At 67.9% G+C, this 22918-nt stretch carries 21 protein-coding genes and 1 pseudogene; 6 read left to right on the top strand and 16 right to left on the bottom strand.

Annotated elements, in window-relative coordinates; all coding sequences use genetic code 11:
* Nucleotides 1-122: 122 nt before the first annotated feature.
* Nucleotides 123-605 (bottom strand): nuclear transport factor 2 family protein, encoded by a 483-nt coding sequence (locus FG94_RS00475; protein WP_036205767.1) that lies wholly within the window; start codon nt 603-605, stop codon nt 123-125.
* Between the two features lie 156 nt (nt 606-761).
* Here FG94_RS00475 and FG94_RS00470 point away from each other — a divergent pair, with 156 nt between their 5' ends.
* From FG94_RS00470 to FG94_RS00455, 4 genes are all read left to right on the top strand, one after another.
* Nucleotides 762-1475 (top strand): response regulator transcription factor, encoded by a 714-nt coding sequence (locus tag FG94_RS00470; protein WP_036205765.1) that lies wholly within the window; start codon nt 762-764, stop codon nt 1473-1475.
* On the top strand, nt 1462-2682 hold the full coding sequence (locus FG94_RS00465; RefSeq protein ID WP_036205762.1) for a HAMP domain-containing sensor histidine kinase: 1221 nt from the start codon (nt 1462-1464) through the stop codon (nt 2680-2682). Before FG94_RS00470 ends, FG94_RS00465 begins: the two co-directional genes overlap by 14 nt.
* Nucleotides 2683-2795: 113 nt before the next feature.
* Nucleotides 2796-4433: a phosphoethanolamine transferase gene (locus FG94_RS00460; protein WP_229445799.1), complete on the top strand. Its 1638-nt coding sequence runs from the start codon at nt 2796-2798 to the stop codon at nt 4431-4433.
* On the top strand, nt 4414-5196 hold the full coding sequence (locus FG94_RS00455; protein ID WP_081925696.1) for a phosphatase PAP2 family protein: 783 nt from the start codon (nt 4414-4416) through the stop codon (nt 5194-5196). Before FG94_RS00460 ends, FG94_RS00455 begins: the two co-directional genes overlap by 20 nt.
* Here FG94_RS00455 and rnk read toward each other — a convergent pair.
* The 5 genes from rnk to FG94_RS00430 all read right to left on the bottom strand — a co-directional run bounded on the left by rnk (nt 5141) and on the right by FG94_RS00430 (nt 10349).
* The gene (gene rnk / locus FG94_RS00450) at nt 5141-5548 is read right to left on the bottom strand and encodes a nucleoside diphosphate kinase regulator (RefSeq protein WP_036205760.1); all 408 of its coding nucleotides are present in this window, start codon (nt 5546-5548) and stop codon (nt 5141-5143) included. The genes FG94_RS00455 and rnk overlap by 56 nt on opposite strands.
* A 361-nt stretch (nt 5549-5909) precedes the next feature.
* On the bottom strand, nt 5910-8168 hold the full coding sequence (paoC, locus tag FG94_RS00445) for an aldehyde oxidoreductase molybdenum-binding subunit PaoC (protein WP_036205759.1): 2259 nt from the start codon (nt 8166-8168) through the stop codon (nt 5910-5912).
* 15 nt (nt 8169-8183) lie between these two features.
* Nucleotides 8184-9134: a xanthine dehydrogenase family protein subunit M gene (locus FG94_RS00440; RefSeq protein WP_036205758.1), complete on the bottom strand. Its 951-nt coding sequence runs from the start codon at nt 9132-9134 to the stop codon at nt 8184-8186.
* Nucleotides 9131-9784, bottom strand: coding sequence for an aldehyde dehydrogenase iron-sulfur subunit PaoA (paoA, locus tag FG94_RS00435; RefSeq protein ID WP_036205754.1), 654 nt, complete (start codon nt 9782-9784; stop codon nt 9131-9133). The genes FG94_RS00440 and paoA overlap by 4 nt, the downstream gene beginning before the upstream one ends.
* Nucleotides 9785-10007: 223 nt before the next feature.
* Nucleotides 10008-10349 carry a TfoX/Sxy family protein gene (locus tag FG94_RS00430; RefSeq protein ID WP_036205752.1) on the bottom strand — a complete coding sequence of 114 codons (342 nt, stop codon included), beginning with the start codon at nt 10347-10349 and terminating at the stop codon, nt 10008-10010.
* 115 nt (nt 10350-10464) lie between these two features.
* On the opposite strand from FG94_RS00430, the gene FG94_RS00425 reads away from it, so the two are divergent.
* The gene (locus tag FG94_RS00425) at nt 10465-10896 is read left to right on the top strand and encodes a hypothetical protein (RefSeq protein WP_152570789.1); all 432 of its coding nucleotides are present in this window, start codon (nt 10465-10467) and stop codon (nt 10894-10896) included.
* Nucleotides 10897-10907: 11 nt separating this feature from the next.
* Here FG94_RS00425 and FG94_RS00420 read toward each other — a convergent pair whose 3' ends face one another.
* From FG94_RS00420 to FG94_RS00385, 8 genes and pseudogenes are all read right to left on the bottom strand, one after another.
* The gene (locus FG94_RS00420) at nt 10908-11282 is read right to left on the bottom strand and encodes a hypothetical protein (RefSeq protein WP_036205749.1); all 375 of its coding nucleotides are present in this window, start codon (nt 11280-11282) and stop codon (nt 10908-10910) included.
* Nucleotides 11283-11342: 60 nt separating this feature from the next.
* A pseudogene (locus FG94_RS00415) lies at nt 11343-14441 on the bottom strand (efflux RND transporter permease subunit).
* 7 nt (nt 14442-14448) lie between these two features.
* Nucleotides 14449-15558 (bottom strand): efflux RND transporter periplasmic adaptor subunit, encoded by a 1110-nt coding sequence (locus FG94_RS00410; RefSeq protein WP_036205746.1) that lies wholly within the window; start codon nt 15556-15558, stop codon nt 14449-14451.
* 2 nt (nt 15559-15560) lie between these two features.
* A complete protein-coding gene (locus FG94_RS00405; protein ID WP_036205744.1) occupies nt 15561-16115 on the bottom strand; it encodes a hypothetical protein in 555 nt (184 codons plus the stop codon).
* Nucleotides 16112-17320 (bottom strand): TolC family protein, encoded by a 1209-nt coding sequence (locus tag FG94_RS00400; protein WP_036205742.1) that lies wholly within the window; start codon nt 17318-17320, stop codon nt 16112-16114. The genes FG94_RS00405 and FG94_RS00400 overlap by 4 nt, the downstream gene beginning before the upstream one ends.
* A 76-nt stretch (nt 17321-17396) precedes the next feature.
* Complete coding sequence (locus FG94_RS25710) at nt 17397-17783, bottom strand: hypothetical protein (RefSeq protein WP_051995918.1); 387 nt, start codon at nt 17781-17783, stop codon at nt 17397-17399.
* A 73-nt stretch (nt 17784-17856) separates the two neighbouring features.
* Nucleotides 17857-19833, bottom strand: a complete 1977-nt coding sequence (locus tag FG94_RS00390) for a TonB-dependent receptor (RefSeq protein ID WP_036205740.1) — start codon at nt 19831-19833, stop codon at nt 17857-17859.
* 79 nt (nt 19834-19912) lie between these two features.
* Nucleotides 19913-20269, bottom strand: a complete 357-nt coding sequence (locus FG94_RS00385) for a hypothetical protein (RefSeq protein ID WP_036205738.1) — start codon at nt 20267-20269, stop codon at nt 19913-19915.
* Between the two features lie 147 nt (nt 20270-20416).
* On the opposite strand from FG94_RS00385, the gene FG94_RS00380 reads away from it, so the two are divergent.
* Complete coding sequence (locus FG94_RS00380; protein ID WP_036205736.1) at nt 20417-21661, top strand: b-glycosidase; 1245 nt, start codon at nt 20417-20419, stop codon at nt 21659-21661.
* Between the two features lie 219 nt (nt 21662-21880).
* Here FG94_RS00380 and FG94_RS28610 read toward each other — a convergent pair whose 3' ends face one another.
* Nucleotides 21881-22027, bottom strand: a complete 147-nt coding sequence (locus FG94_RS28610; protein ID WP_200879921.1) for an excalibur calcium-binding domain-containing protein — start codon at nt 22025-22027, stop codon at nt 21881-21883.
* A 221-nt stretch (nt 22028-22248) separates the two neighbouring features.
* Nucleotides 22249-22782 carry a DinB family protein gene (locus tag FG94_RS00370; RefSeq protein WP_036205731.1) on the bottom strand — a complete coding sequence of 178 codons (534 nt, stop codon included), beginning with the start codon at nt 22780-22782 and terminating at the stop codon, nt 22249-22251.
* Between the last annotated feature and the right edge of the window lie 136 nt (nt 22783-22918).

Raw genomic sequence — 22918 nt, 5'->3', positions numbered from 1 at the left:
TCTGTACGCGAAAAGTCGCAGAAATCGACCTCAGGATTAAGGCGTAGAATGGTTCGACATGTGTCACCTATGTCTCTAGACATGTGTAACCCATGTCCCTGTGCCATACAAACCCGCCCACCCTACTTCTTCTCGTGCTCGGCGATCAGCGCCGTCACCCGTCCCGCCACCTCGTTCGGCACCGCCATCGACAGCTGGTAATGCACGATCTCGAAGCCCTTGGCCGTCTTGCGGATCACGCCGCTGGCCATGCACGGGCCCATGTTCGGGGTATCGAGCAGCTCGTCGAACCAGATCAGCGACTTGTCGCCCGAGGCATACACATTGCGGCGCGTGGCCTTGAAGCTCCAGGCCGACTTGCGCTCGAAATACTTCTTGGCCCAGGTCTTGAAGGCATCGCGTTTCCACAGCTCGGTGCGGTCGGTGCCGATGTAGACGCCGTCCGGGGCGATCTTGTCGAAATAGGCCATGCGCGCGTTGGCGGCGTCATCGTGCCATGCGTCGACGAAGGCATTGACCTGCTTGGTGAGCTGGGCGTCGGTCTCGGCACGGGCGATGCTGATCAGGCCCAGGAACAGGAAGGCGGCGGCGAGGAATCGTTTCATGGTCTCTTTCGTTGGCAGTGAACGCGCCAACGATAATCCAAAGATGCGCATTTGCCAACGTTTCCAGGCAGGGTCACTGCCGGAAGCTCATCTTTAACGCGTTCTTAACGCCCGCAACGCTACGCTGAGCCTGCTCTACTCCACTAGAATAAGCGCATGCGCATCCTCATCGTCGAAGACCACCCCGACATCCTCGCCAACCTGTACGGCTTCCTGGAGCCGAAGGGCCACCAACTCGATTCCGCCCGCAACGGCTACGGCGGGCTGGCGCTCGCCTCCGAGAACGATTACGACGTGATCGTCCTCGACGTCATGCTGCCCGGCCTGAACGGGCTGGAGCTGTGCCAGAAGCTGCGCACCGAGCTCGGCAAGGCCACGCCGGTGCTGATGCTGACCGCGCGCGACAGCCTGCCCGACAAGGTGGCCGGCTTCGACAGCGGCGCCGACGACTACCTGGTCAAGCCCTTCTCGCTGGTGGAGCTCGAAGTGCGCCTGAAAGCCCTGGTGCGCCGCTCGTGCGCCGCCCATGCGGTGCACGCGACCATGCGTTTCGGCGAGCTGAGCTTCGATCCCGACACGCAGGAAGCCGCGCGCGCCGGCGTACCGGTGCAACTGACCCGGACCGGCTACACGCTGCTGCGCTGCCTGCTCGCCAGCGCGCCGCGCATCGTCACCCGCGAGACCCTGGAGCAGGCCGTGTGGGGCGAGGACCGGCCCGACAGCGACGCCCTGCGCACCCACATCCATGCGCTGCGCCAGGCGATCGACAAGCCCTTCGCCACGCCGATGCTGCAGACGGTGGCCGGGGTCGGCTACAAGCTGGTGCAGGGCGATTCCCAGGGCGGCACGCAGCGCGATGCGCCCCGCTGATTCCCTGAAACGGCGCATCGTCGTCGCCTTCGTCCTGTTCGGCCTCGGCGCCTCATGCTTCTTCGCGGTCATCGCCGCGATCGCGGTGGAGGGCATCGAAGTGCAGCTGGTCGACAAGCGCCTGGAAGCGGCCGTGGCCTGGGCCGCCCCGCGCCAGGCGGCCGGCCTGGACGTCGACATGCCGGCCGGCCTGCGCTTTCATCGCAACGAGGCGATTCCCGCTCCCTTGCGCGGCCTGTCCGACGGCGTGCACATCATCGACGTTGGCGCCACCCGCCTGCACGTGCTGGCCGGGCGGGATGCGCGCGGCAGCTGGGTTCTGGCCGACCACGAAAGCGACTACGACAAGATCGAGCTGGTGGTGTACTCGATGTTCGCCGCGGTGTTCCTCGGCTTTCTGGTGCTGGCCGCCCTGCTCGGCGGCTTCCTCGGCGCCCGCGTGGTCACGCCGATCCACGCGCTGGCGCAGTCGGTGCGCAACGGCGGCGCGCCGCCGGAACTCACCGCACGCAAGGACGAACTGGGCGTGCTGGCGCGCGCCCTCGAGGACCACACCGCCGAACTGCGCGCCTTCCTCGACCGCGAACGCTACTTCACCGGCGACGTCAGCCACGAACTGCGCAGCCCGCTCACCGTGATCATGGGCGCAGCCGAGATCCTGATGCAGGAAGCCGCGCCCGCCGTGCGCGCCCCGGCCGAGCGCATCTACCGCGCGGCGCGCGAGGCGGCCGAATCGGTCACCGTGCTCCTGCTGCTGGCGCGCGCGTCCGAGCTCGGCACGCTGCCGCCGGTCGACGTGCACGCCGTGGCCGAGGACGAAGTCGAGAAATACCGCGTGCTGGTGGCCGGCAAACCGGTTGCGCTGCGCTTCCTCGACGGCCCGGCACTCGCTGTGCGCGCCCCGCGCGAACTGGTCGCGGCCGCCATCGGCAACCTGGTGCGCAACGCCTGCCAGTACACCGGCCGGGGCGAGGTGGTGGTGCGCCTGCTGCCGGGCCGGGTGGTGGTCGAGGACACCGGTCCCGGCCTGCCGCCCGCCGTGGTGGCTACCCTCGGCAGCGGCGGCGCGCCCTCGAGCGGATCGGGCGGCACCGGGCTGGGGCTGGCGCTGGCCCGGCGCATCTGCGATTTTCTCGGCGCCGGCTTCGCCTACGAAGCACGCCAGGAGGGCGGCAGCCGCTTCACGATCAGCTTCCCCGCCGCCTGAGCCCGGAGGTTCACGCAGCCTTAACGCCCGCTTGAGCCGCGATTCACGCCGCGCCTCGTATCCTGCATGCATGACGTGGCCATTCCGGCCGCGCGGTTCGATTGCAATACGAAGTGCACAACACACCTCCCCGGCGCATCAGCGCCAACCTGCTCGTCTTCGGCGTCGCCCTGCTTCTGGCCAGCGCCGCCAACATCAATTTCTGGTCGAATTTCATCCACGCCGTCGGCGGCTTCTCGCTGGCGCGGCTGCCGCTGCTGGCCGGCAGCTTCGCGATCGTGGTGCTGCTGTTCTACGCCCTGCTGACCCTGTTCAGCTTCCGCTACGTCGCCAAGCCGGCGCTGGTCGCCTGCATCCTCGTCGCGTCGGCCTCGGCCTGGTTCATCAACGAGTACGGGGTCGTGATCGACAAGTCCATCATCCAGAGCCTGTTCGAGACCGACCCGCGCGAAGCCGGCGAGCTGATGAGCTGGCGCCTGGCGGCCTTCGTCCTGCTGACCGGCGGACTGCCGGCGCTGCTGGTGGCGCGGGCGCAGCTGGCCTTTCCGCGCGGCCTGCGCGGCATCGGCCGCCGCCTCGGTCTCGGCGCGGCGGCGCTCGCCGCGGCCGCGCTGCTGCTGGTCCTGCTGTTCAAGACCCTGGCGCCGGTGGTGCGCGAGCACCGCGAGCTGCGCTACCTGCTCACGCCCACCAACGTGGTGCAGGCGCTCAACGGCTACCTGCGCAACCGCTGGAGCAAGCAGGTCCCGCTGCAGCCGATCGGCCGCGACGCGGCCAAGGGCAGCCGCTGGGCCGGCCAGGCGCGCCGCACGGTCACCGTGATCGTGGTCGGCGAGACCGCCCGCGCGGCCAATTTCTCGCTCAACGGCTATGCACGCCAGACCAATCCGCGGCTGGCGCGCGAAGAGGGCCTGATCAACTTTGCACGGGTCGAGTCCTGCGGCACCGCGACCGCGGTGTCGGTGCCCTGCGTGTTCTCGGCGCTGCCGCGCGAACGCTATGACGACAGCGTCGCCAAGCACCAGGAGGGCCTGCTCGACGTGCTGTCGCATGCGGGTTTCCGCGTGCTCTGGCGCGACAACAATTCCGGCTGCAAGGGCGTGTGCGAGCGCGTCGAATTCGTCGACGTGGCAACGCCGGCGCCCGGCAAGCCCCACTGCGCCGGCAGCGAATGCTACGACGAAGGCCTGCTGGCGGGCTTGCCGGAGCTGATCCGCCAGAGCGGCAAGGACCTGGTCATCGTCCTGCACCAGAAGGGCAGCCACGGGCCGGAGTATGCCAGGCGTTATCCGGCCGGCTTCGGCCGCTTCGGGCCGGTGTGCCAGACCAGCGAGTTCGAAAGCTGCACCCGCGATTCCATCGTCGCCGCCTACGACAACACCATCCTCTACACCGACAGCTTCCTGGCCCGGACCATCGACCTGCTGCGCCAGACCGCGCTCGAGGCCGACGTCGACACGGCGATGCTGTATTTTTCCGACCACGGCGAGTCGCTCGGCGAAGGCAATATGTACCTGCACGGCGCTCCCTGGCTGTTCGCGCCGAAGGAACAGACCCATGTGCCGATGATGCTGTGGATGTCGGAGGGCTTCAGCCAGCGCTTTCGCATCGACCGCGCCTGCCTGCAGGCGCGCCGCGACCAGCCGCTCTCGCACGACAACGTGTTCCACTCGGTGCTCGGCATGCTGAATGTCGAAACCGCCGTCCTGAATCCGAAACTCGACCTGTTCCATGCCTGCGTCCGCAATTGAGGAAGCGGCGGAGCAGCACGCGGGAAGCTTGCTGGAAATGCGCAGCTGCCGGCGGCTTGCCGCCGCGCTGGTCCTGGTGGCGCCGCTGCTCGCCGCACTGGGCCAATGGACGGACGTCGACCTGGTCCTGGCGGACTGGCTGTACAGCCGCGCCAGCGCCTGCTTCCCATGGCGCGACGCATGGCTCACCGCGACCTTCGGCCACGAGATACTCAAGGCGGGACTGGCGCTGCTGGCTGCATGCTTCGTGGCGCTGGCGATCGCCGATGCGCTCAGGCCGCAGGCGCCGCTGGACCGGCCCCTGGCGCGGCTGCGGCTGCGCGTGATCGCCTGCTCCGCCGTGCTGGTGCCGCTGGCGACCAGCCTGCTCAAGCAGGCCAGCAGCGCGCACTGTCCCTGGGACCTGGCGCGCTACGGCGGCAACGAGCCCTATGTGCGCCTGTTCGAGGCGCTGCCGGCAGGGATCCTGCCCGGCCATTGCATGCCGGCCGGCCACGCGTCGAGCGCGCTGTGGCTGGTGTCGCTGGTGGTGTGGTGGCTGCCGGGGCCGGGCCGCGGGGCGTGGCGCGCCGCCTGCCTGGCGCTGGCGCCGGGCTTGGTGCTGGGCTGGATGCAGCAGATGCGTGACGCCCACTTCCTCACCCACACCCTGTGGTCGGCCTGGATCGCCTGCGCCATCGTGCTGGCCCTGGTGATGCTGCTGCAGCCTAGCGGTGGTACTGTCCGTCGCGCTCCGGCTGGTACTCGATGCCGCGCACGCTGAGCTCGAACATGGCGCCGTCGGGACGCTCCCAGCTGATGGAATCGCCGACCTTCAAGCCCAGCAGGGCGGTGCCGACCGGGGTCAGGATCGACAGCTGATCGGGATTGCCGGCCATGTCTTTCGGATAGGTCAGCGTCATCGTCACTTCTTCCTCGGCGCCGTCGAAGGAAAAGCGCACGCGCGAGTTCATGGTGACGACGTCGGGCGGCATTTCCCAGGGCTCGGCGAGCGCGGCCCGGCCCAGTTCGTCGAGCAGCGCGTCGCGCGCGGCAAGTTGGGCGGCCGGAACGGCGTCCAGCATGCGGTCGAGGCGGTCCATGTCCAGCCATGAGACGAGGATGGTCGGTTTCATTGTGTACTCCTGTGCTTGCCCGCGGCGTGGCGGGCGGATATCGATGTGATGTGAGGTGCCGGCCACGAAAAATGGCGGGCTGGGCGGATCGGGGCGGCTCGGGAGGACGGAGAAGCGCGTGCAGGGGTCCTCACCGAGCCTGGACGAGCCAGGCGAGGTTGCGGGACGACTGCTGCACCGCTCGGGAGACGGCGGCGCAGTCACGCTCGACGGACGCGGCAAAGCCCCTGCCCTGCTGGCAGGCGCTATTGCGCGGCGATGTAAAGCGTGGTGGGTTCATGGGCAATAAGAATTGTACAGGGGCCAGTATAGCCCTTGTGGGGGATTCGTCAACGCCATGCATGAAACCCACCGTGCCAGATCATATCGACAAGGGCATCTTGGTGATCAGCTTGTCGAGCGTGATCGGATACTCGCGCACCCGCACCCCGGTGGCGTTATACACGGCATTGGCCACGGCCGCCGCCACGCCGCAGATGCCCAGCTCGGCGATGCCCTTGGCCTTCATGGGCGAGGACATCGGATCGACCTCGTCCAGGAAGATCACCTTCTGGTGCGGGATGTCTGCGTGCACCGGCACCTCGTAACCCGCCAGGTCGTGGTTGACGAAGTAGCCGAGCCGCTTGTCGACGGCCAGTTCCTCCATCAGCGCCGCCCCCGCGCCCATCGTCATCGCGCCGATCACCTGGCTGCGCGCCGTCTTCGGGTTGAGGATGCGCCCGGCCGCGCACACCGCCAGCATGCGGCGGATGCGGATCTCGCAGGTCACCGCATCGACACCCACCTCGACGAAGTGCGCGCCGAAGGTGGACAGCTGGTAGCGCTTGTCGATGTCGCCATACTCGATCAGGTCCTCGCCGACCAGCTCGCGCCCGGCCACCGCCTCGGACAGCGGCAGGCTGCGCTCGCCCATGCGCACCAGCCCGTCGGCGAAGATGGCGCGCTCCGGCTCGAAGCCGGCCTGGCGCGCCACCGCCTCGCGCAGCTTGAGGCAGGCGGCGTACACGCCCGCCGTCGAGTTGTGCCCGCCCCACTGCCCGCCCGAGCCGCAGGACGCCGGCAGGCTGGAGTCGCCCAGCCGCACCCGCACCCGTTCCAGCGGCACGCCCATCATCTCGCTGGCTGTCTGCGCGATGATGGTGTAGCTGCCGGTGCCGATGTCGGTCATGTCGGTTTCCACCGTCAGCATGCCGCGCCGGTCCAGGCGCACCCGTGCCGCCGACTTGGTCAGCAGGCTGTCGCGGAAGGCGCCGGCCACGCCCATGCCCACCAGCCAGCGGCCTTCGCGCAGCGTGCCGGGTTTGCTTGATCTGCGCTCCCAGCCGAAGCGCTCGGCACCTAGCTGCAGGCACTGGACGAACTGGCGCTTGGAGAACGGCGGATTCGCAATGTGCTTTTCCTTCTCCGGCTTCTTCGACTGCGGGTCGCTGGAGGTCGGCTTTTCGGGATTGTCCGGCACCACCTGGGTGTCGTTCAGGATGCGGAACTGCACCGGGTCCATGCCCAGCTTTTCCGCCATCTCGTCCATCGCGATCTCGAGCGCCGCCATGCCCGGCGCCTCGCCCGGCGCGCGCATCGCGTTCGCTTCCGGCAGGTCCATCGCGGCCACCCGGTTGGAAGTCATGCGGTGCTCGCCCGCGTACAGCGAGCGGGTTTGCGTGGCCGCGTTCTCCGGCGAGCCGTCCTTGAGGTTGCCGGACCAGCTTTCGTGGCCGATGGCGGTGATCTTCCCTTCGCGGGTGGCGCCGATGCGGATGCGCTGCACGGTCGCCGAGCGGTGCGTGGTGTTGTTCGGAATGAGCGCGCGCTGCAAGGGCACGCGCACCGGCCGGCGCGCGGCCTTCGCACCCAGCGCCGCCAGCACCACGTCGGCGCGCAGGAACAATTTGGAGCCGAAGCCGCCGCCGATGTAGGGCGACAGCACGCGCACCTTGTCCTTCGGGATGCCGAGGGTCTTGGCCAGGTCGCCCTTGGCCCAGGCAATCATCTGGTTCGAGGTCCACACGGTGAGCTGGTCGCCGTCCCAGGCGGCCACGCTGGCGTGCGGCTCCATCATCATGTGCGATTCGTGGGCGGTGTGGTACTCGGCGTCGAGTTTCACCGGGCTGGACGCGAAGGCGCCGGTGAAGTTGCCGATCCTGGTCTCGGCGGCTTCCGACTTCGGCGCGATGGCCTTGTTCTGCACCGCCCGCAGGTCGAAGTCGCCCTTGTCGCGCTCGTACTTGATGCGCACCAGCGAAGCTGCGTCGCGCGCCTGCTCGAAGGTCTCGGCCACCACCAGCGCCACGGCCTGGTGGTAGTGCTCGACGCGCGGTCCGCCCAGCAGCATGGCGGTGTTGAAGTTGCCCTTGGTGAGCTTGCCTGCGTTCTGGGCGGTGACGATGGCGATCACGCCCGGCGCGGCCTTGGCTGCCGACAGGTCCATCGAGACGATCCGTCCGGTGGGAATGGCCGAGCCGATCACGTAGCCGTGCGCCTGGTTGGGCACCACGTCGTGGCGGTCGAGTGCGTAGGGCGCGGTGCCGGTGGTCTTGAGCGGGCCGTCGATGCGGTCGATCGGCTGGCCCACCACCTTGAGCTGGTCGATCGGGTTGCTGGTGGCTGGTTCGTTGAATTTCATGGCTGTCCCTTTTGCTTAGGCTTTGGCGTCCGCGATCGCGGCGGCCAGGGTGCGTTCGACCAGCGGCACCTTGAATGCGTTGTCCTGGGTCGTGCGCGCGCCGGCAAGCACGGCGCCCGCCACCGCCTGCGCCCCGCGCGGGAACGCGGCTTCGGCCGCTTCCACGCGCCAGGGCTTGTGGGCCACCCCACCCAGCGCTACCCGGCCGCTGCCGTCGCGCTGCAGGATGGTGGCCACCGAGACGATCGCGAAGGCATACGACGCGCGGTCGCGCACCTTGCGGTAGCTCTGCACGCCGCCGACCGGCGGCGGCAGCGTCACCGCGGTGATCAGCTCGCCCGGTTTGAGGTTGTGGTCGATGTGCGGCGTGTTGCCCGGCAGGCGGTGGAAGTCGGCGATCGGGATCACGCGCGTGGCGCCGCTCGGGTCGATGGTCTCGACCTGGGCGTCCAGCACGCGCATGGCCACCGCCATGTCGCTCGGATGGGTCGCGATGCAGGCATCGCTCTGGCCGACGATCGCATGCAGGCGGGTGAAGCCGCCGATGGCGCTGCAGCCGCTGCCGGGTTTGCGCTTGTTGCAGGGGACGTTGGTGTCGTAGAAATAGGGGCAGCGGGTGCGCTGCAGCAGGTTGCCGGCGGTGGTAGCCTGGTTGCGCAGCTGGCCCGAGGCGCCCGCCACCAGCGCGCGGGTGAGCACGCCGTAGTCGCGGCGCACCCGCAGGTCGGCCGCCAGGTCCGAATTGCGCACCAGCGCACCGATGCGCAGTCCGCCATTCGGCGCCGGCTCGATGCGGTCGAGCGCCAGGTCGTTGACGTCGATGAGGTGGGCCGGCGTCTCGATCTGGAGCTTCATCAGGTCCAGCAGGTTGGTGCCGCCGGCAACGAAGCGCGCATTCGGGAGGCGTGCTGCGGCGGCCGCGGCTTCCTGCGGGGTCTTGGCCCGTTCGTAGGTAAAGGCTTTCATCGCTTGGCCCCCGCCACTTCGGCAATCGCTTCCTGGATGTTCGAATAGGCGCCGCAGCGGCAGATATTGCCGCTCATGCGCTCGCGGAACTCCATCTCGCTCGGCTGCGGGCCCGCGTTCAGGTCGGCCGTGACGTGGCTCGGCGCGCCAGACCGGATCTCTTCCAGCATGCCGACGGCGGAGCAGATCTGGCCCGGGGTGCAGAAGCCGCACTGGTAGCCATCGTGCTTGATGAAAGCGCGCTGCAGCGGATGCAGGTTGGTCGGGGTGCCGAGGCCTTCGATGGTGGTGACCTCGTGGCCTTCCTGCATCACGGCCAGGGTCAGGCAGGATGTAACGCGGCGGCCGTCCACCAGCACCGTACAGGCGCCGCACTGGCCCTGGTCGCAGCCCTTCTTGCTGCCGGTGAGGTGCAGGCGGTCGCGCAGGGCGTCCAGCAGCGTGGTGCGCGGATCGACCATCAACTGGTGCTCGATGCCGTTGACCTTCAGCCGCACGCTCATGGTCGTGGGCGTGGTGGAGGCAGGCGGCTGGGCGGTGGCGGGTGCGGCCTGGGCGGGCGCCGCGAGCTGGGAGGCTACCGCGACGCCGCCGACGGCGGCGGTCGACGCCTTGAGCAGCTGGCGCCGATTGGGATCGAAGTCGGGCATCGTACTTCCTTTCTTGAGGGGGCTGGCTGGACGGGCAATTTGATGAAAATGCGCATGCAAGAACATAGCGCTTTTTTAATTTTTGAGGCGTGCAGTTCGTTCAGGTGTGCAGCCGTGGCATTGTAGGGGCGTGGGAAGGCCGCACTGCATGTGAAAAATGCAAGGGCTTATGAATGGAATTCATGAATCCGGGCCACTTATCAGTACGCCCAGTCATGAAAAATCAGGAAGCGCGCTTGGCGGCCGGTGCTTTCTTCGCCTTGGCCAGCGGCATCAGGGCCGCGGTCGCCTCGATCAGGCGGCGCAGCGCTTCGGGATCGTCCAGCAGTTCGTCGGCGATCGGATAATCCTTGGCGCCCGGATACGGCGGGCCTTGCGGCAGATCCGGCGCAAGGGTAACGACGGCCTTCGACGGCTTGATGAACAGGCTGTTGTCGCAGGCGAAGGCGACCACCTTGCCGTCCAGGTACAGGGCGTATTCGCCGAACATCTTCTTGTGCGTCAGCCGACTGCCCAGCCCCGCGACCTCGGTAACGTAGTCGACGAAACTCCGTTCAGTGCCCATGTGCGCTCCTCGTCATTATCCGTCCCACATAATAATCCAGGCGTTCATGCAGGCTTAAGAATCTGACAAGGCGTTCGGGTAAAGTCGGCTGCTCATCCACTCCGCGAAACGACCGATGAACGCCTGGCTCCTGCGCCTCCTCGTGCCTCTTGCTGCCTGCCCTCCACTGCTCGCTCATGCGGATGCGCCGCCGGTGCCCAGGCCCGCGCAGGCCGATCCCCTCGGCGCGTCCGGAACGCAGCCGGCACCGCCGCCGAGCGTACGTCCGAGCGACGAGGCGATCAAGGCAGCCGTGCGCGCGGTCCTCGAAGAGATGCCGCCCGACTCCATGCCGGCCGGCGGCACGGTATTGAGCGGCGGGGCCTACCAGGCATTCGCACGCAAATTCTCCGAAGCGGAAAAGCCGCACTGCCTGGGCCCGAACGCGACCAGACACCAGCCGTCCGGTTTCAGCACCAAGAACTGGAACTTCGGCTTCGGTGGCCTGGCTGCCCTGCCCTTCTGGGGCGCCGCCATCCTGCGCGGCAAGTGCAACTGGACCCGCTGAGCCTGGCGCACTTACTTGACCGAGAAGCGCACGCTGACGGTCTTCTTGTCCGCGAAGCTAACCGACGCCACGGCCTTGCTGCCCTTTTCCAGTCCGGCCTTGCCCTTCACGACCAGCGTGTTGTCGCCGCCCGATGCCAGCGGCAGCTCGGTCTTCTGCGTGCCCATCAAGACGGTCATGGTGCCGCTCGCGCCCGCGGTCGGCTTGTCCTTGCCATGGTCGTCGACATAGATGGTGGCGCCGCCATCCCTGGCGACCAGCTCGAAGGACAGGTCGCCCGCAGTCTGCACGATGCCGCCGTGTTTGGGCTTGGCCCCGTGTGCGAGGGCCTGGCCGGACAGGACGAGGCCGGCCGCGCATGCTGCTACTGCAAAGATCTTCTTCATGTTCCTGCTCCAGAAAAACATGTGGCGGCTCGGGATGGGCGCCGCCACTGGGCCCGTGAATCAATAGCTATCGCTGCCCTTCTCCGCCAGCAGGCGCTCCAGGGGACGCTGCCCGAGCTTCCAGAAGATGAGCGGCGTCAGCAGCGTATCGAGCAAGGTGGAGCTGATCAGGCCACCGAAGATCACCACCGCCACCGGATGCAGGATCTCCTTGCCCGGCGCGTCGGCCGCCAGCAGCAGCGGCGTGAGCGCGAAGGCAGCCACCAGCGCCGTCATCAGGACCGGCGTCAGGCGCTCGATCGAGCCGCGCACAATCATCGGCCATCCAAAGGACTCGCCCTCGAACTTGCACAGGTTGATGTAGTGGCTGATCTTGAGGATGCCGTTGCGCGTGGCGATGCCGGCCAGCGTGATGAAGCCGACCATCGAGGCCACCGACAGCGACACGCCCGCGATCCACATCGCGATCACGCTGCCGACCAGGGCGAACGGGATGTTCCCCATGATGATGAGCGCCAGTCTTGATGAGCGGTAGCGCGAATACAGCACCAGGAAGATCATGAGCAGCGAGCCGAGCGCCAGGGCCGCGATCAGGCGCTGCGACTGCTCCTGCGCCTGGAACTGCCCTTCCACGCTGACGAAGTAGCCGCCCGGCAGCCGGGTTCTATCCACCGCCTAGCGCACGTCCTCGATGATGTGCGACATGTTGGAGCCGTCCGTGTTCGCATACACGACGATGCGGCGGCGCCCGTTCTCGCGTCCGATCTGGTTGGGGCCATCGCCCTCTTCCACCGTGGCCACGCTCGACAGCGGAATCGGGCCCGCCGGTGTGCGGAGCATGATGCGCCCCAGGTCCTGCGGCGAGCGGTCGGCGTCGGCCAGGCGCAGCACCAGGTCGTAGCGGCGCGCGCCGTCGATCACCTGGGTGACGCGCGTGCCTTCCGACAGCGACTGCAGCGCCTGCAGTACCTCGCCCGCGGCCAGGCCGTGCTGGGCCGCCTTGCGGTAGTCGATGCGCAGCTTCACCTGCGGGATCAGGACCTGGCGCTCGACCGACAGGTCGACCAGGCCCGGAATGCCGGCCACGCGCCCGCGCAAGTCTTCGGCCAGGCCGCGCAAGGTGTCGATGTCGTCGCCGTAGATCTTCACCGCGATCTGCGCGCGCACGCCGGACAGCAGGTGATCCAGGCGGTGCGAGATCGGCTGGCCGATCGCCATCGAGGCCGGGATGCCTGCGAGCTGATTGCGGATGCTGGCCATGACCGCCTCGCGGCTGCGCTTCGAAGGCTTCAAGTCGATCTCGATCTCGGACGAGTGCACGCCCTCGGCATGCTCGTCCAGTTCGGCACGGCCGGTGCGGCGCCCGACCTTGGCGACTTCCGGCACCTGCGCGATCAGGGTCTCGGCCAGGGTCCCCATGCGGTTCGCCTCCGCCAGCGAGGTGCCCGGCGTGAAGGTCATGCCCATCACCAGCGAGCCTTCGTTGAAGGCCGGCAGGAAGGCACGCGGGAAGAAAGGCACCGAGGCGAGCGCCACCAGCACCACCACCGCTGCAGCACCCAGCACGGGGCGGGTGCGCGGCAGCGACAAGTGGAGCAGCGCCGTGTCCCAGGCCTTCAGGCGGCGCACGATCGGGCTGTCGCCGCGATGCAGGCGCTTCATCTTCGGCAGCAGGTAATAGGACAGCACCGGCGTGACCGTCATCGACACCAGCATCGAGGCCAGGATCGAGACGATGTAGGCGATGCCCAGCGGCGCGAACAGGCGTCCCTCGATGCCCGGCAGCGCGAACAGCGGAATCGACACCAGCACCACGATCACGGTGGCGTAGACGATCCCCGAACGCACCTCCACCGAGGCGTGCCAGATCGTCTCCAGCACGGAGTGCCCCGTCTTGTCGCGCTCCTTCAGGCGGCGCAGGATGTTCTCGACGTCGACCACCGCATCGTCCACCAGCTCGCCGATCGCGATCGCCAGGCCGCCCAGGGTCATCACGTTGATCGACTGGCCCAGCAGGTGGAAGGCCAGCGCCGTCACCGCCAGCGACAGCGGGATCGCCACCAGCGAGATCAGGGTGGTGCGCGCGCTCAGCAGGAAGGCGAACAGCACGATCGCCACCAGGATGGCGCCGTCGCGCAAGGCTTCCACCACGTTGCCGACGCCGGCCTCGATGAAGTTCGCCTAGCGGAACAGCACCACGGGCTGCGAGATCCCGGCCGGCAGGCCCTGCTTGAGCTCCGCCAGCGCGCCCTCGATGTCGCGGGTCAGGCGCACCGTGTCGCCATCCGGCTGCTTCTGCACGCTGACGATCACCGCCGGCTTGCCGTTCATGCCGGCGTCGCCGCGCTTGAAGGCCGGCGCATAGGCGACGCTGGCGACCTGCTCGAGCAGCACCGGCATGCCATTGCGGTAGGCCACCGGCAGGCCCTTGACGTCTTCCAGGCGCGTGGTGCGCCCGAAGTTGCGGATCAGGTACTCGCGGTTGTTCAGGTCGATGAAGCCGCCGCTGGTATTGGCCGCGAAGCCGCGCAGCGCATCCGTTACCTGCGCGAGCGAGACCCCGAACTGCGCCATGCGCGCGGTGTCGGGCTGCACGCGCAGCTGGCGCACTTCGCCGCCGATCGGGATCACCTGCGACACGCCCGGAATCGACAGCAGGCGCGGGCGCAGCACGAAGTCGGCATACTCGCGCGCCTTCATGGGATCGGTCCGGGCCACGTCGATGGGCAGCGCGATCAGCATGATCTCGCCCATGATCGAGGACACCGGCCCCATCATCGGCGAGATATCGCCGGGCAGCTGTTCCTTCACCAGGCTCAGGCGCTCCGCTACCTGCTGGCGGTTGCGGTAGACGTCCGTGCCCCAGTCGAATTCGGCATACACGATGGACAGGCCGACGCCCGACACCGAGCGCACCCGGGTCACGCCCGGCATGCCGTTGAGCGAGGTCTCGATCGGGAAGGACACCAGCTGCTCGACTTCCTCGGGCGCCATGCCGCCGGCCTCGGTCAGCACCGTGACGACCGGCTTGTTCAGGTCGGGGAACACGTCCACCGGAGTGCGCGAGGCCGTGTAGGCCCCGTAGACCATCAGCAGCAGCGCCGCCGCCAGCACGAACAGGCGGTTGCGCAGGCTGAAGCGTACGATAGCGTTGAACATGGGCCGCCTACCGGATCTGGTTGATCAGGGAGGTGCCCTTGACCACGACCCGGTTGTCGGGGCTCAGCCCTCGGGTCACGATCACGGTGCCGGCATCGAGCGGCGTCGCTTCCACCGGCAGCGCAATGAAGCGCTGGGCCCCGGACTTGATCCACACCACGGTCTCGTTGGCCTGGTTGCGCGCCAGCGCCGACGCCGGCAGGGCGACGCCCTTCACCGTCGTATTCAGCCTGGCCAGTACCGTCACCGGCTGTCCCACCGCCAGGTCGAGCGCCTTGCCCTGCGCCCGGAAGTTCAGCGGCACCGCGCCTTCGCGCAGGCTGCGCCCTCCTCCCAGCAGCGTGAGCTGGACATCGGCCACGTCGAGCAGGCTGGCGCTGCCGATCCTGCCCGCCAGCGCGGCATCCGTCGCCAGGGCTTCGACCAGCATCTGCTGCGGATCGACGATCTCGAACAGCACCTCGCGCATGTCCACCATCTGGCCGTTCAGCACCGCCGCGCTGGCGACGACGCCGCTGCTCGGTGCGACGAGGTTTTCCACGCCACCGATCGACCTGGCCACCGCGCGCTCGCGGCCGGCGTTGGCGGCCAGTTCGGCGCGGGCCGCTTCGACTTCCTTGGCCGGCACCACGCCTTCCAGCGATTCCAGGCGCTTGAGCCGCTGTTCCAGCAGCGTGCGGTTGGCGCGCAGGCTGGCCAGTTCGGCCGCCTGGTTACCGCGCTCGATGGCGTCGCCGGTCGGGCCCAGGCGCGCCAGCACCTGCCCTTTCGCGACGCGCTGTCCAAGCACCGGCAGGCCCTTCGGCCCCGGCGCAATCTGTCCCGCGAACGGCGCCTGCACCCGGCCGCCCGCGTTCGGGTCGATGGCGACGCGGCCGTTGAGCTGGACGGTGCGCGCGTGCTCGCCTTCCTTCACCATCAGGGTGCGCACGCCCATGCGGCGCTGCGCCAGCTTGGGCACGTTGACGCTGCCGTCCGGCAGGCGCGCCAGGCCACTCGCCGTGCCGCCTGCCTTCTCGTCGAGATGTTCGCCATTGGGGCCGTGCGCGCCCGGCGAGGCCAGCAGGGAAGTCGTGACGAGGCCGGCGAGCAGGCCGATAACAATACGATGTTTCATGTTCAGACTCCCTTGCGTTGGCGCATGCGGCGCACGACGAATGCGGCGGCGACGAGGACGATGGCGGCGACAGCCGCCAGCAGCCACGGGCTCCACGCCGAGTGTTCGTGATCGTGGTCGAGTTCATCGAGCGCTTGCGTCACCTGGAGCGTGCCCGCCAATAGGTCGCTCTCCTCCCCGGCGACGAGGGTGAACAGCAGCGGATGGGCGCCCGGTTTGGAGATCGCGGCAAGCATGGCCGGATCGTCGACCGCGTAGTCGCCCATGTCGGCGTGGAAGGTGGCTTTCGCCTTGAGATTCTTGTACTGGACTTCCAGCACGCCGTTCAGGACCGGCTCGTTGGTATCAAAGCGGTCGATCATGATCGATAGTTCGCCTTTCGTAAGCTGGCCTACCAGCTCGAAGGCTTCGGTGAAGGTCTCGACGCGCGGCAGCACGGCGCCTGCGGCGACCGTCGGGGCGTCGAGGTGTTCACCGTTCGGCCCGTGCGCGCCGGGCCCGGCCAGTGCCGGCGACATGGCCAGCATGGCGGCGAAGAACAGGGTCAGGATTTTCATGGAAGGATTCCTAATGCTTGATTGAGTTGCGCATGGGCGTGCCCGACTGCGACTTGTTGCTGGGCCACGGCGACGTCGGCTTCATGGGTCAGTGCGCGCGAGCGCAGCAGGTCGGCCAGGCCGCGCTCGCCCTGGCGAAAGGCGTTCTCGAACAGCGCGGTGTGTTCGTGCAGGGCCTTGGCGCGTGCGATGGCATCGTTCAGGGCCGTGCCGGCATTCGCGAGGCGTGCGCGGGCGATGGCGAGCTCGGCCGCGCTGGCGGCTTGCGCCTCGGCCGCTTCGGCGGCCGCGGTGGCGATCGCGGTCTGGGCCTGGGCCTCGACGCTGCGGTTGCGCGCGGCGCTGCCGAACGGAATCTGCAGCGCCACGCCGAGACTGCGTGTCGGTTCGCGCAAGCCGCGCTCGTCTTCGCGGCGCACCGACAGGGCGATCGTCGGTGGCGCCGAACGGTTGGCCTCAAGCAGCCGCAAGTCCGCGCGTGCACGTTGCTCGGACGCCTGGGCAGCAAGCAGGCGGGTATTGGCAGGCGCCTCCGCTTCGCGCAGCGGCTCCGGCTCCAGCGCCGGCAGTTCCGGCAGCCCGGTCAGGACCTGGAAGCGCGCCAGCGCCTCGGCGGCGGCGGTGCGGGCCTTGCCGACCTCGATGCGCGCGGCCAGCACTTCCTGGTCGGCCAGCAGCCCATCGCTGCGCGCCAGGTCGCCGGCTTTCACGCGCCGCCCTACCTCGTCGGCGAGTCCTTCGAGGTGGTGCAGGTGGTCCTGTTTTTCGTCCAGCGTGACCTGGGCGGAAGCCGCTTCCCACATCCGGTCGCGCACCAGCCCGGCCACGGCCAGGCGGGTTGCAAGCAGGTGGGCGCTTGCCTCGATCGTCGTGCGTGCGGCCAGCGTTTCGCGGGCCGACTTCTGGCCGGGCAGCCAGAACGAGGACGAGACCGACATCTCGGATTCGCGCTGGGCGCGTTCCGATCCGCTCTCGTCGCGTCGCTGGGACAGGCCGAGCGTGGGCGGCGTGGCGAGCCAGGAACTGGCGCCCGCGCGTGCCGCGGCGGCTTCAAGCTGGCGTGCTTCGATCGTGCGCGCGTCGGGCACGCGCTGCCAGGCGCTGTCGACGGCGTGTTTGAGTGTGACTGGCGGTGCCGCAAGCGCCCAGCATGGCAGGGCGAGCGCGGTACCGACAAGGTAAAGGGACAGGCGGCGGGTGCGCATGTGTTCTCCATCGGTGAGTATCGAAATCGACCGAAGGGAAGCGCACGGGCGCGAGGAGCTCGCGCCAAGGGGTCTGTCAGGCGTGCGTCATTCCCCCGGCGGCATGGCCGGGGGCGTGGCGGGGTGGTTTTCGTGGCCCATCCAGGAAGGGTTCCGGCAGCGACTGGGCAGCGGGGATGACTACGCTGGACAGCAGCTGCTCGGGCGGCACGATGAGCGCGGGAAGGAGCAGGTCGGCTGGTTGCGCGCAGGAATGGTGGTCCTGCGCATGGGCGAGCGACTTTTCGGATGCGTCGTAGTGAACCGAGCCGTCGTCTTCGTGGTGGTGATGGAGGATGTTCTCGTCGTGCGCCACCGCGTGCGCGAGGGCGCCGGCGCCGTAGGCCTGCGGCAAACCGCCCTGCATGGCGAAACCATACAGGGGAAGGCTGAGCAGCAGAAGGATGGTAATGAACCGGCGCAAGAGGTCACCTCGGGGAATGCGCCGATTATAGCAGCGTGCCGGCCGGCCGGATCATGCCGGCCGCAAACGCCGATCAGAACGCCGCGCGCACGCCCACGGTGATGTTCCGTCCCGCCAGCGGCGCCACATCCTTCAGGACCGAGGTCGAGATGCGGATGTCCTCGTCGAGCAGGTTCTTGCCGATGATGAACCAGGTCAGGTCCGCATTGCGGAAACGCTGGGTGTAGGACAGGTTGGCGTCCAGCTGGGTGTAGGCCGGAGTCGGCGTCGTCTCGAAAGAGGCCAGGCGCTCCTGCTTCAGCGCGCGCAGCACCGACACGCCGCCGCGCAGCGCACCCTGGCGATAGCCTGCCTCAAGACCGATGCGCTTGGCCGGCTGCAGCGGCAGGCTGCCCGCATCGTCCAGCGAACCGCGCGACAGGTCGCCGAAGGCGCGCAGCGACAGGCCCTGCGTATGCGGGTGCCGGTTGTAGCTGATCTCGGCTTCCATGCCGCGGATCGTGGCATCCGCCTGGCGGAAGATGCGCTCGCGCAGCTCGTCGCCCGGGTTGCCCTCGTCGTCCAGCAGGGTGTCGTTGACCTCGCCGTAGATGAAGTCGCGCACGCGGTTCTCGAACAGGTTCGCCTGCCAGCGTACCAGGCCGGTGACCTTGCGCAACGAGATTTCCAGGTTGCGCGAGGTCTCCTTCTTGAAATTCGGGTTGCCGATGTCGTAGGTCAGGGTCGATTCGTGCGGGCCGCCCGAATACAGCTCGTCGGTGCCCGGCGCGCGCTGCGCTACCGAGGCGGTCACGCCCACCGTGTAGTCTCGGGCGAGGGGCCAGATCGCGCCCGCCGAATAGGACAGCAGGTCGAAGCTGCGGCGCGGCGCGGCTCCTTCCGGCTCGCGTTTCACCGATTCCACCCGCACACCGGCGTTGACGCGCGTCTTGCCGAACTGGCGCTGCTCGACCAGGAAGGCGGCGTGGGTGTCGGACACTGTCACCGGCACCGTCGCCGCTTCGCCGCTGTCCGCGCTCAGGCCGGAAAAACGGGTGTGCTCGGTCTGGATGCCGAAGCTGCCTTCCCAGCCCTTGAGCGGCTTGTGGGTCAGCTCCAGGCGTGTCTCCGTCGAGCGGTTCGCGAAGATGGTCTCCGGGCCGCCCTCGGCGTTGAGCTCCACGTGGCCGTAGTCGGAGTAGCCGGCCTTGAAGCGCAGCTTCTCGAAGCCCGCCATGGGCGCGTTCAGTTGGCCGTCGAGGTCGTAGCGGGTCTGGTCGAGGTCGATCCTGGCGCCCTCGCCGCCCGGGATGCCGTAATGTTTCTTGAGCGAGCTGACCGAGGCGCCGAAGTAGCCGCGCTCTCCGATATACGAGGCGCCTGCGCCCAGGGTGTGCTGGCGCAGGGAGGAATCGGGCAGCGTGTCGCCCTCCGGCGCATCCGGGATGTGATAGTCGCCGGCGTCGCGTCCGCTGCCGTCGACGTGCAGCGCCACCTTGCCGCTCGAAGCGTCGCCGGAGTAGGACACGGCGCGGCCGTGGTCGACGCTGCTGTAGCGGCTTTCCAGCACGCCGCTGGGCTTGTCGTGCAGCTCGGTCGGGATGCGCTCGTTGACGACGTTGACCAGGCCGCCGATCGCCCCCGAGCCGTACAGCAGCGCCGCCGGGCCGCGCAGGATCTCGATCTGGCGCGCGGTGGCCGCTTCGCCGGTGACGGCGTGGTCGTTCGACAGGCCGGACAGGTCGGACACCGACATGCCGTTCTCCAGCACCTTGACGCGGTTGCCTTCCAGGCCGCGGATGATCGGGCGCGAGGCGCCGGCGCCGAAGGCCGAGGCCGACACGCCCAGTTCATTGCTCAGGGTGTCGCCGAGCGAGCTTCCCAGCTTGCTGCGCAGTTCGTCGCCGGCCAGCACCTTGGCCGGCGTGAGGATCTGGTCGCCTTCGGCGGCATTGAAGGGGCTGGCGGTCACGACGACGGTCGCGACGGGCTCGCCGGTGGTCTGGGCAAACGAGAATGGTGCGAGTGCGGCCAATACCGCGCTCGCCAGGATGGTACGCTGGACGTGCATGATGAATTCCTCACAACGAAAACGGACGGACACGCCTGCGCGAAACGGGCGGCGCAGGCGCATCGAGCGGTTCAGGACATCAGGCGACGGGAGGAGCGCGGGAAGAGAAGTAAGGCGTGAACGGCGCATGCCAGGAATCGAAGGCGGTCCACAGGGCGAGCACCCGGCCGGCGGGCAGGATGGCGATCGTGCAGGCCGGGGTATCCAGCGCGGGAGCAACCGTGGCGGCGTCGAAGGCGATGCAGGAATGCGGGACGGTGTTCTGGTGCGAGGCCGCGGAACCGTTGACGGCCGTGTCGAGCGCGACGGACGCATACTGCGTGGCGTGCGCGATCCGGTGCGCCAGGCCCTGCCAGTGCGCAAACACCATCGCCAGCGTCAGCAGGAATGCGACGAGGTAGCGGGTGGAGCGGATGCGTGGAAGGCGGGCGAGCATCTATCTGGTCGAAGAGCCGAAGTGGAACGTGGCGCTGAAGGACGGCATTATAACTGGATGGCGGGCCGACCGACAGCGTGGGCGGCGACTGGCCTGCGCATTGCGTGCTAGGTTCTCGTGCGTAAACACGCTCAGCGAGGAGCTCACATGGCACGGCATCCCGGCATCTTCCCCACTTTCTTCCTGTCCGGCTTCGAATGCTCGAATTTCCTCTGGAAGGATGGCGTACGGCGCAACCTGGTCGCGGAGACCGGCCATGACCGGCATGCCGCCGAGGATTACCGCATCCTGTCCAGCCTCGGCATCGCCGTCGCGCGCGAAGGCATCCCCTGGCCGCTGGTGGACCGCGGCGGCGCCTACGACTTTTCCATGATCGATCCCTACATCGAGGCGATGAACGCCTCGAAGATCACGCCGATCTGGGACCTGTGCCATTACGGCTATCCGGACGACCTCGATCCGTTTTCAAACGCCTTCACGGAGCGCTTTGCCCGCTATTGTCGCGCTTGCGCCGAATACGTGATGCCGAAGCTGCGCGGCCCGCATTTCTTCACGCCCATCAACGAGATCACCTTCTTTTCCTTTTGCGCCGGCGAATGGGGCTGGGCCGCGCCCTACCGCTGCAGCCGCGAGGACCGGGCGCGCCTGTTGGAGGCGCTATGCCGCGCGGCGATCGCCGGCGTGAAGGCGATCCGCGACGTCGATCCGCAGGCGCGCATGGTGCACATCGACCCGCTGGTGCGGGTGGTGGCGCCGCGCGACCGGCCCGACCAGATCGAGGCGGCGCGCTACGAAACCCGTGTCGACAGCTTCCTGGCCTGGGACATCATCTGCGGGCGCGAGCATCCGGAATTCGGCGGCTCGCCCGATATCCTGGATATCGTCGGCACCAACGTGTATTCCTTCGGCCAGATGGAATACCGCGAGAGCGGCCCGCACGCCCCGCTGGAACCCGGCGACGAACGCATCGCGCCGCTGTGCGACATGCTCGACACCGTGTGGCAGCGCTACCGCAGGCCAATGATCATCGGCGAGACCAGCGGCCTGGGACACGGGCGGCCGGACTGGCTGCGCGACGTGATGGGAGAATCGCTGGCCGCGGTGCGGCGCGGCATGGACCTGCAGGGCGTCTGCCTGTTCCCCGCGGTGGACATGCCGGACTGGCATACCGGCGAGTGGGTCGGCAACGGCATCTGCGACGTGCTCGACGAATGCGGCGAGCTCAAACGCCTGCCGAACCAGGCCTATGTCGAGGAACTGCGGCGCTGGCAGAAGGAGCTGAACCGGGTGACCAGCCTGGACGAGGATCCGTTCAGCGACCCGGTGGAACTGCAGGACGTCGTCGATGCGGCGCAGCGGCTAAACGTGCAGCCGGACAAGGACTGGGCTTGATGTTCGTTCACATGGGGGTCAGGTCTGACATTCGGACACAAACTCAACAGTAGAGCTCGAGCAAGCCGAAGTTGGAAGCGTGGTGGAAGCGTGGATTACAGCAGAGGTAGTGTCTGAATGTCAGACCCGACCCGGATGCTGTCGTCGAGCAGTCCGGCCCCGGCATGCAGGGGCAGGCAAGCGAACAAGAGAAGGGCTGCGGCGGCGCGCCAGCGAAGGCTAGCGCCGCCCACGGTAAGGCTCGCATCCGATGCCATCGCCGTCGCGGTCGAGGTGGGGGCCATAGCCGGGCTCGCCGATGCGTACGGGCGCGGCGCCTGCCGCCCGCGCTTCCGTGCAGTTTCTGAAAGCACCGCTGCTGCGCATGCTTCCCTGCGAACCTGTCTTCAGCGGCGCCAGGCCTTGGGCGGAGGCATACCGAAGCGCCCAGCGCGACCAACAGCCGAAGAATTGGCTTCATCTGCACATCCCACCCTATCCGAATCGCTCGAAAAATCCTGACCAAGTCTCATGAATACCTGGTAACCCGATTCGATATTAGTGAGTGATGGGGTTTCGCGCAAGAAATAGTCGAGGACGGAATGGCATTAATGCTGATCGGGTAGCCATTCGAGCAAATCGGTCACGCCGATATCGACGCCCGATTGCGATAACAGGGTGCTGGCCTGGCCGCGGTGATGGGTTTGATGGTTAAAGAAGTGCAGCAGCAGGCTGCCGAAATGCTTCCGGTTGTCTCCGCGTGCGTTCCGGTACGAGAGGGGCTGGGCCAGGTCGCGGTCCGACACCTTTGCCGCGAAGGCCGTGACGATCGCATCGAGCCGCACGCGGTGCTGGAGCAGCACAGGCAGGTCGTCGCTGTAGCGGTAGGCCAGGCCGGTGGGCGCGGGAATGTCGGCCATCGCTTGCAAGGAAGTGAAGGCCGAGGGATGCACCATGAAGCGGCGCAGCCAGATGGTATCTCCGGCAACGATGTGATTCAGGGTGCCCATGATCGAGCCGAAGAAGGCGCCCCGGTCGGCAAGCAGCACGTCGTTCGGCAAGCTCGCTGCGGCGGCATACAGCCTGCCGTTCATGGCCGCGTTATAGGACGCCACTAAGACCATATCGTCGCGGGTCGGCATGCCTGTCTGTCTGCTAGCAAAAACGTGCACAAAAGTGTGCAGCGTTCTCTTCCTGCCCCGAACCGTCTTGTTGACCGAGCTCGTGCCTGGCAGGCGTGACTTTCCCGCCTCCCGCCGGCACCTTGCCGGCGGGAGT

This window comes from Massilia sp. LC238 (genome assembly GCF_000735635.1).
Lineage (GTDB): Bacteria > Pseudomonadota > Gammaproteobacteria > Burkholderiales > Burkholderiaceae_D > Telluria > Telluria varians.
The sequence above is the reverse complement of the archived record's forward strand: the minus strand, read 5'-3'. Positions and strand labels throughout refer to the sequence as shown.

Excerpts from the sequence above, each read along its gene's own strand:
- FG94_RS00475 (WP_036205767.1), bottom strand. The coding sequence starts at position 605 with ATGAAACGATTCCTCGCCGCCGCCTTCCTGTTCCTGGGCCTGATCAGC.
- FG94_RS00470 (WP_036205765.1), top strand. The coding sequence starts at position 762 with ATGCGCATCCTCATCGTCGAAGACCACCCCGACATCCTCGCCAACCTG.
- FG94_RS00465 (WP_036205762.1), top strand. The coding sequence starts at position 1,462 with ATGCGCCCCGCTGATTCCCTGAAACGGCGCATCGTCGTCGCCTTCGTC.
- FG94_RS00455 (WP_081925696.1), top strand. The coding sequence starts at position 4,414 with ATGCCTGCGTCCGCAATTGAGGAAGCGGCGGAGCAGCACGCGGGAAGC.
- rnk (WP_036205760.1), bottom strand. The coding sequence starts at position 5,548 with ATGAAACCGACCATCCTCGTCTCATGGCTGGACATGGACCGCCTCGAC.
- paoC (WP_036205759.1), bottom strand. The coding sequence starts at position 8,168 with ATGAAATTCAACGAACCAGCCACCAGCAACCCGATCGACCAGCTCAAG.
- FG94_RS00440 (WP_036205758.1), bottom strand. The coding sequence starts at position 9,134 with ATGAAAGCCTTTACCTACGAACGGGCCAAGACCCCGCAGGAAGCCGCG.
- paoA (WP_036205754.1), bottom strand. The coding sequence starts at position 9,784 with ATGCCCGACTTCGATCCCAATCGGCGCCAGCTGCTCAAGGCGTCGACC.
- FG94_RS00430 (WP_036205752.1), bottom strand. The coding sequence starts at position 10,349 with ATGGGCACTGAACGGAGTTTCGTCGACTACGTTACCGAGGTCGCGGGG.
- FG94_RS00425 (WP_152570789.1), top strand. The coding sequence starts at position 10,465 with ATGAACGCCTGGCTCCTGCGCCTCCTCGTGCCTCTTGCTGCCTGCCCT.
- FG94_RS00420 (WP_036205749.1), bottom strand. The coding sequence starts at position 11,282 with ATGAAGAAGATCTTTGCAGTAGCAGCATGCGCGGCCGGCCTCGTCCTG.
- FG94_RS00410 (WP_036205746.1), bottom strand. The coding sequence starts at position 15,558 with ATGAAACATCGTATTGTTATCGGCCTGCTCGCCGGCCTCGTCACGACT.
- FG94_RS00405 (WP_036205744.1), bottom strand. The coding sequence starts at position 16,115 with ATGAAAATCCTGACCCTGTTCTTCGCCGCCATGCTGGCCATGTCGCCG.
- FG94_RS00400 (WP_036205742.1), bottom strand. The coding sequence starts at position 17,320 with ATGCGCACCCGCCGCCTGTCCCTTTACCTTGTCGGTACCGCGCTCGCC.
- FG94_RS00390 (WP_036205740.1), bottom strand. The coding sequence starts at position 19,833 with ATGCACGTCCAGCGTACCATCCTGGCGAGCGCGGTATTGGCCGCACTC.
- FG94_RS00385 (WP_036205738.1), bottom strand. The coding sequence starts at position 20,269 with ATGCTCGCCCGCCTTCCACGCATCCGCTCCACCCGCTACCTCGTCGCA.
- FG94_RS00380 (WP_036205736.1), top strand. The coding sequence starts at position 20,417 with ATGGCACGGCATCCCGGCATCTTCCCCACTTTCTTCCTGTCCGGCTTC.
- FG94_RS28610 (WP_200879921.1), bottom strand. The coding sequence starts at position 22,027 with ATGCGCAGCAGCGGTGCTTTCAGAAACTGCACGGAAGCGCGGGCGGCA.
- FG94_RS00370 (WP_036205731.1), bottom strand. The coding sequence starts at position 22,782 with ATGCCGACCCGCGACGATATGGTCTTAGTGGCGTCCTATAACGCGGCC.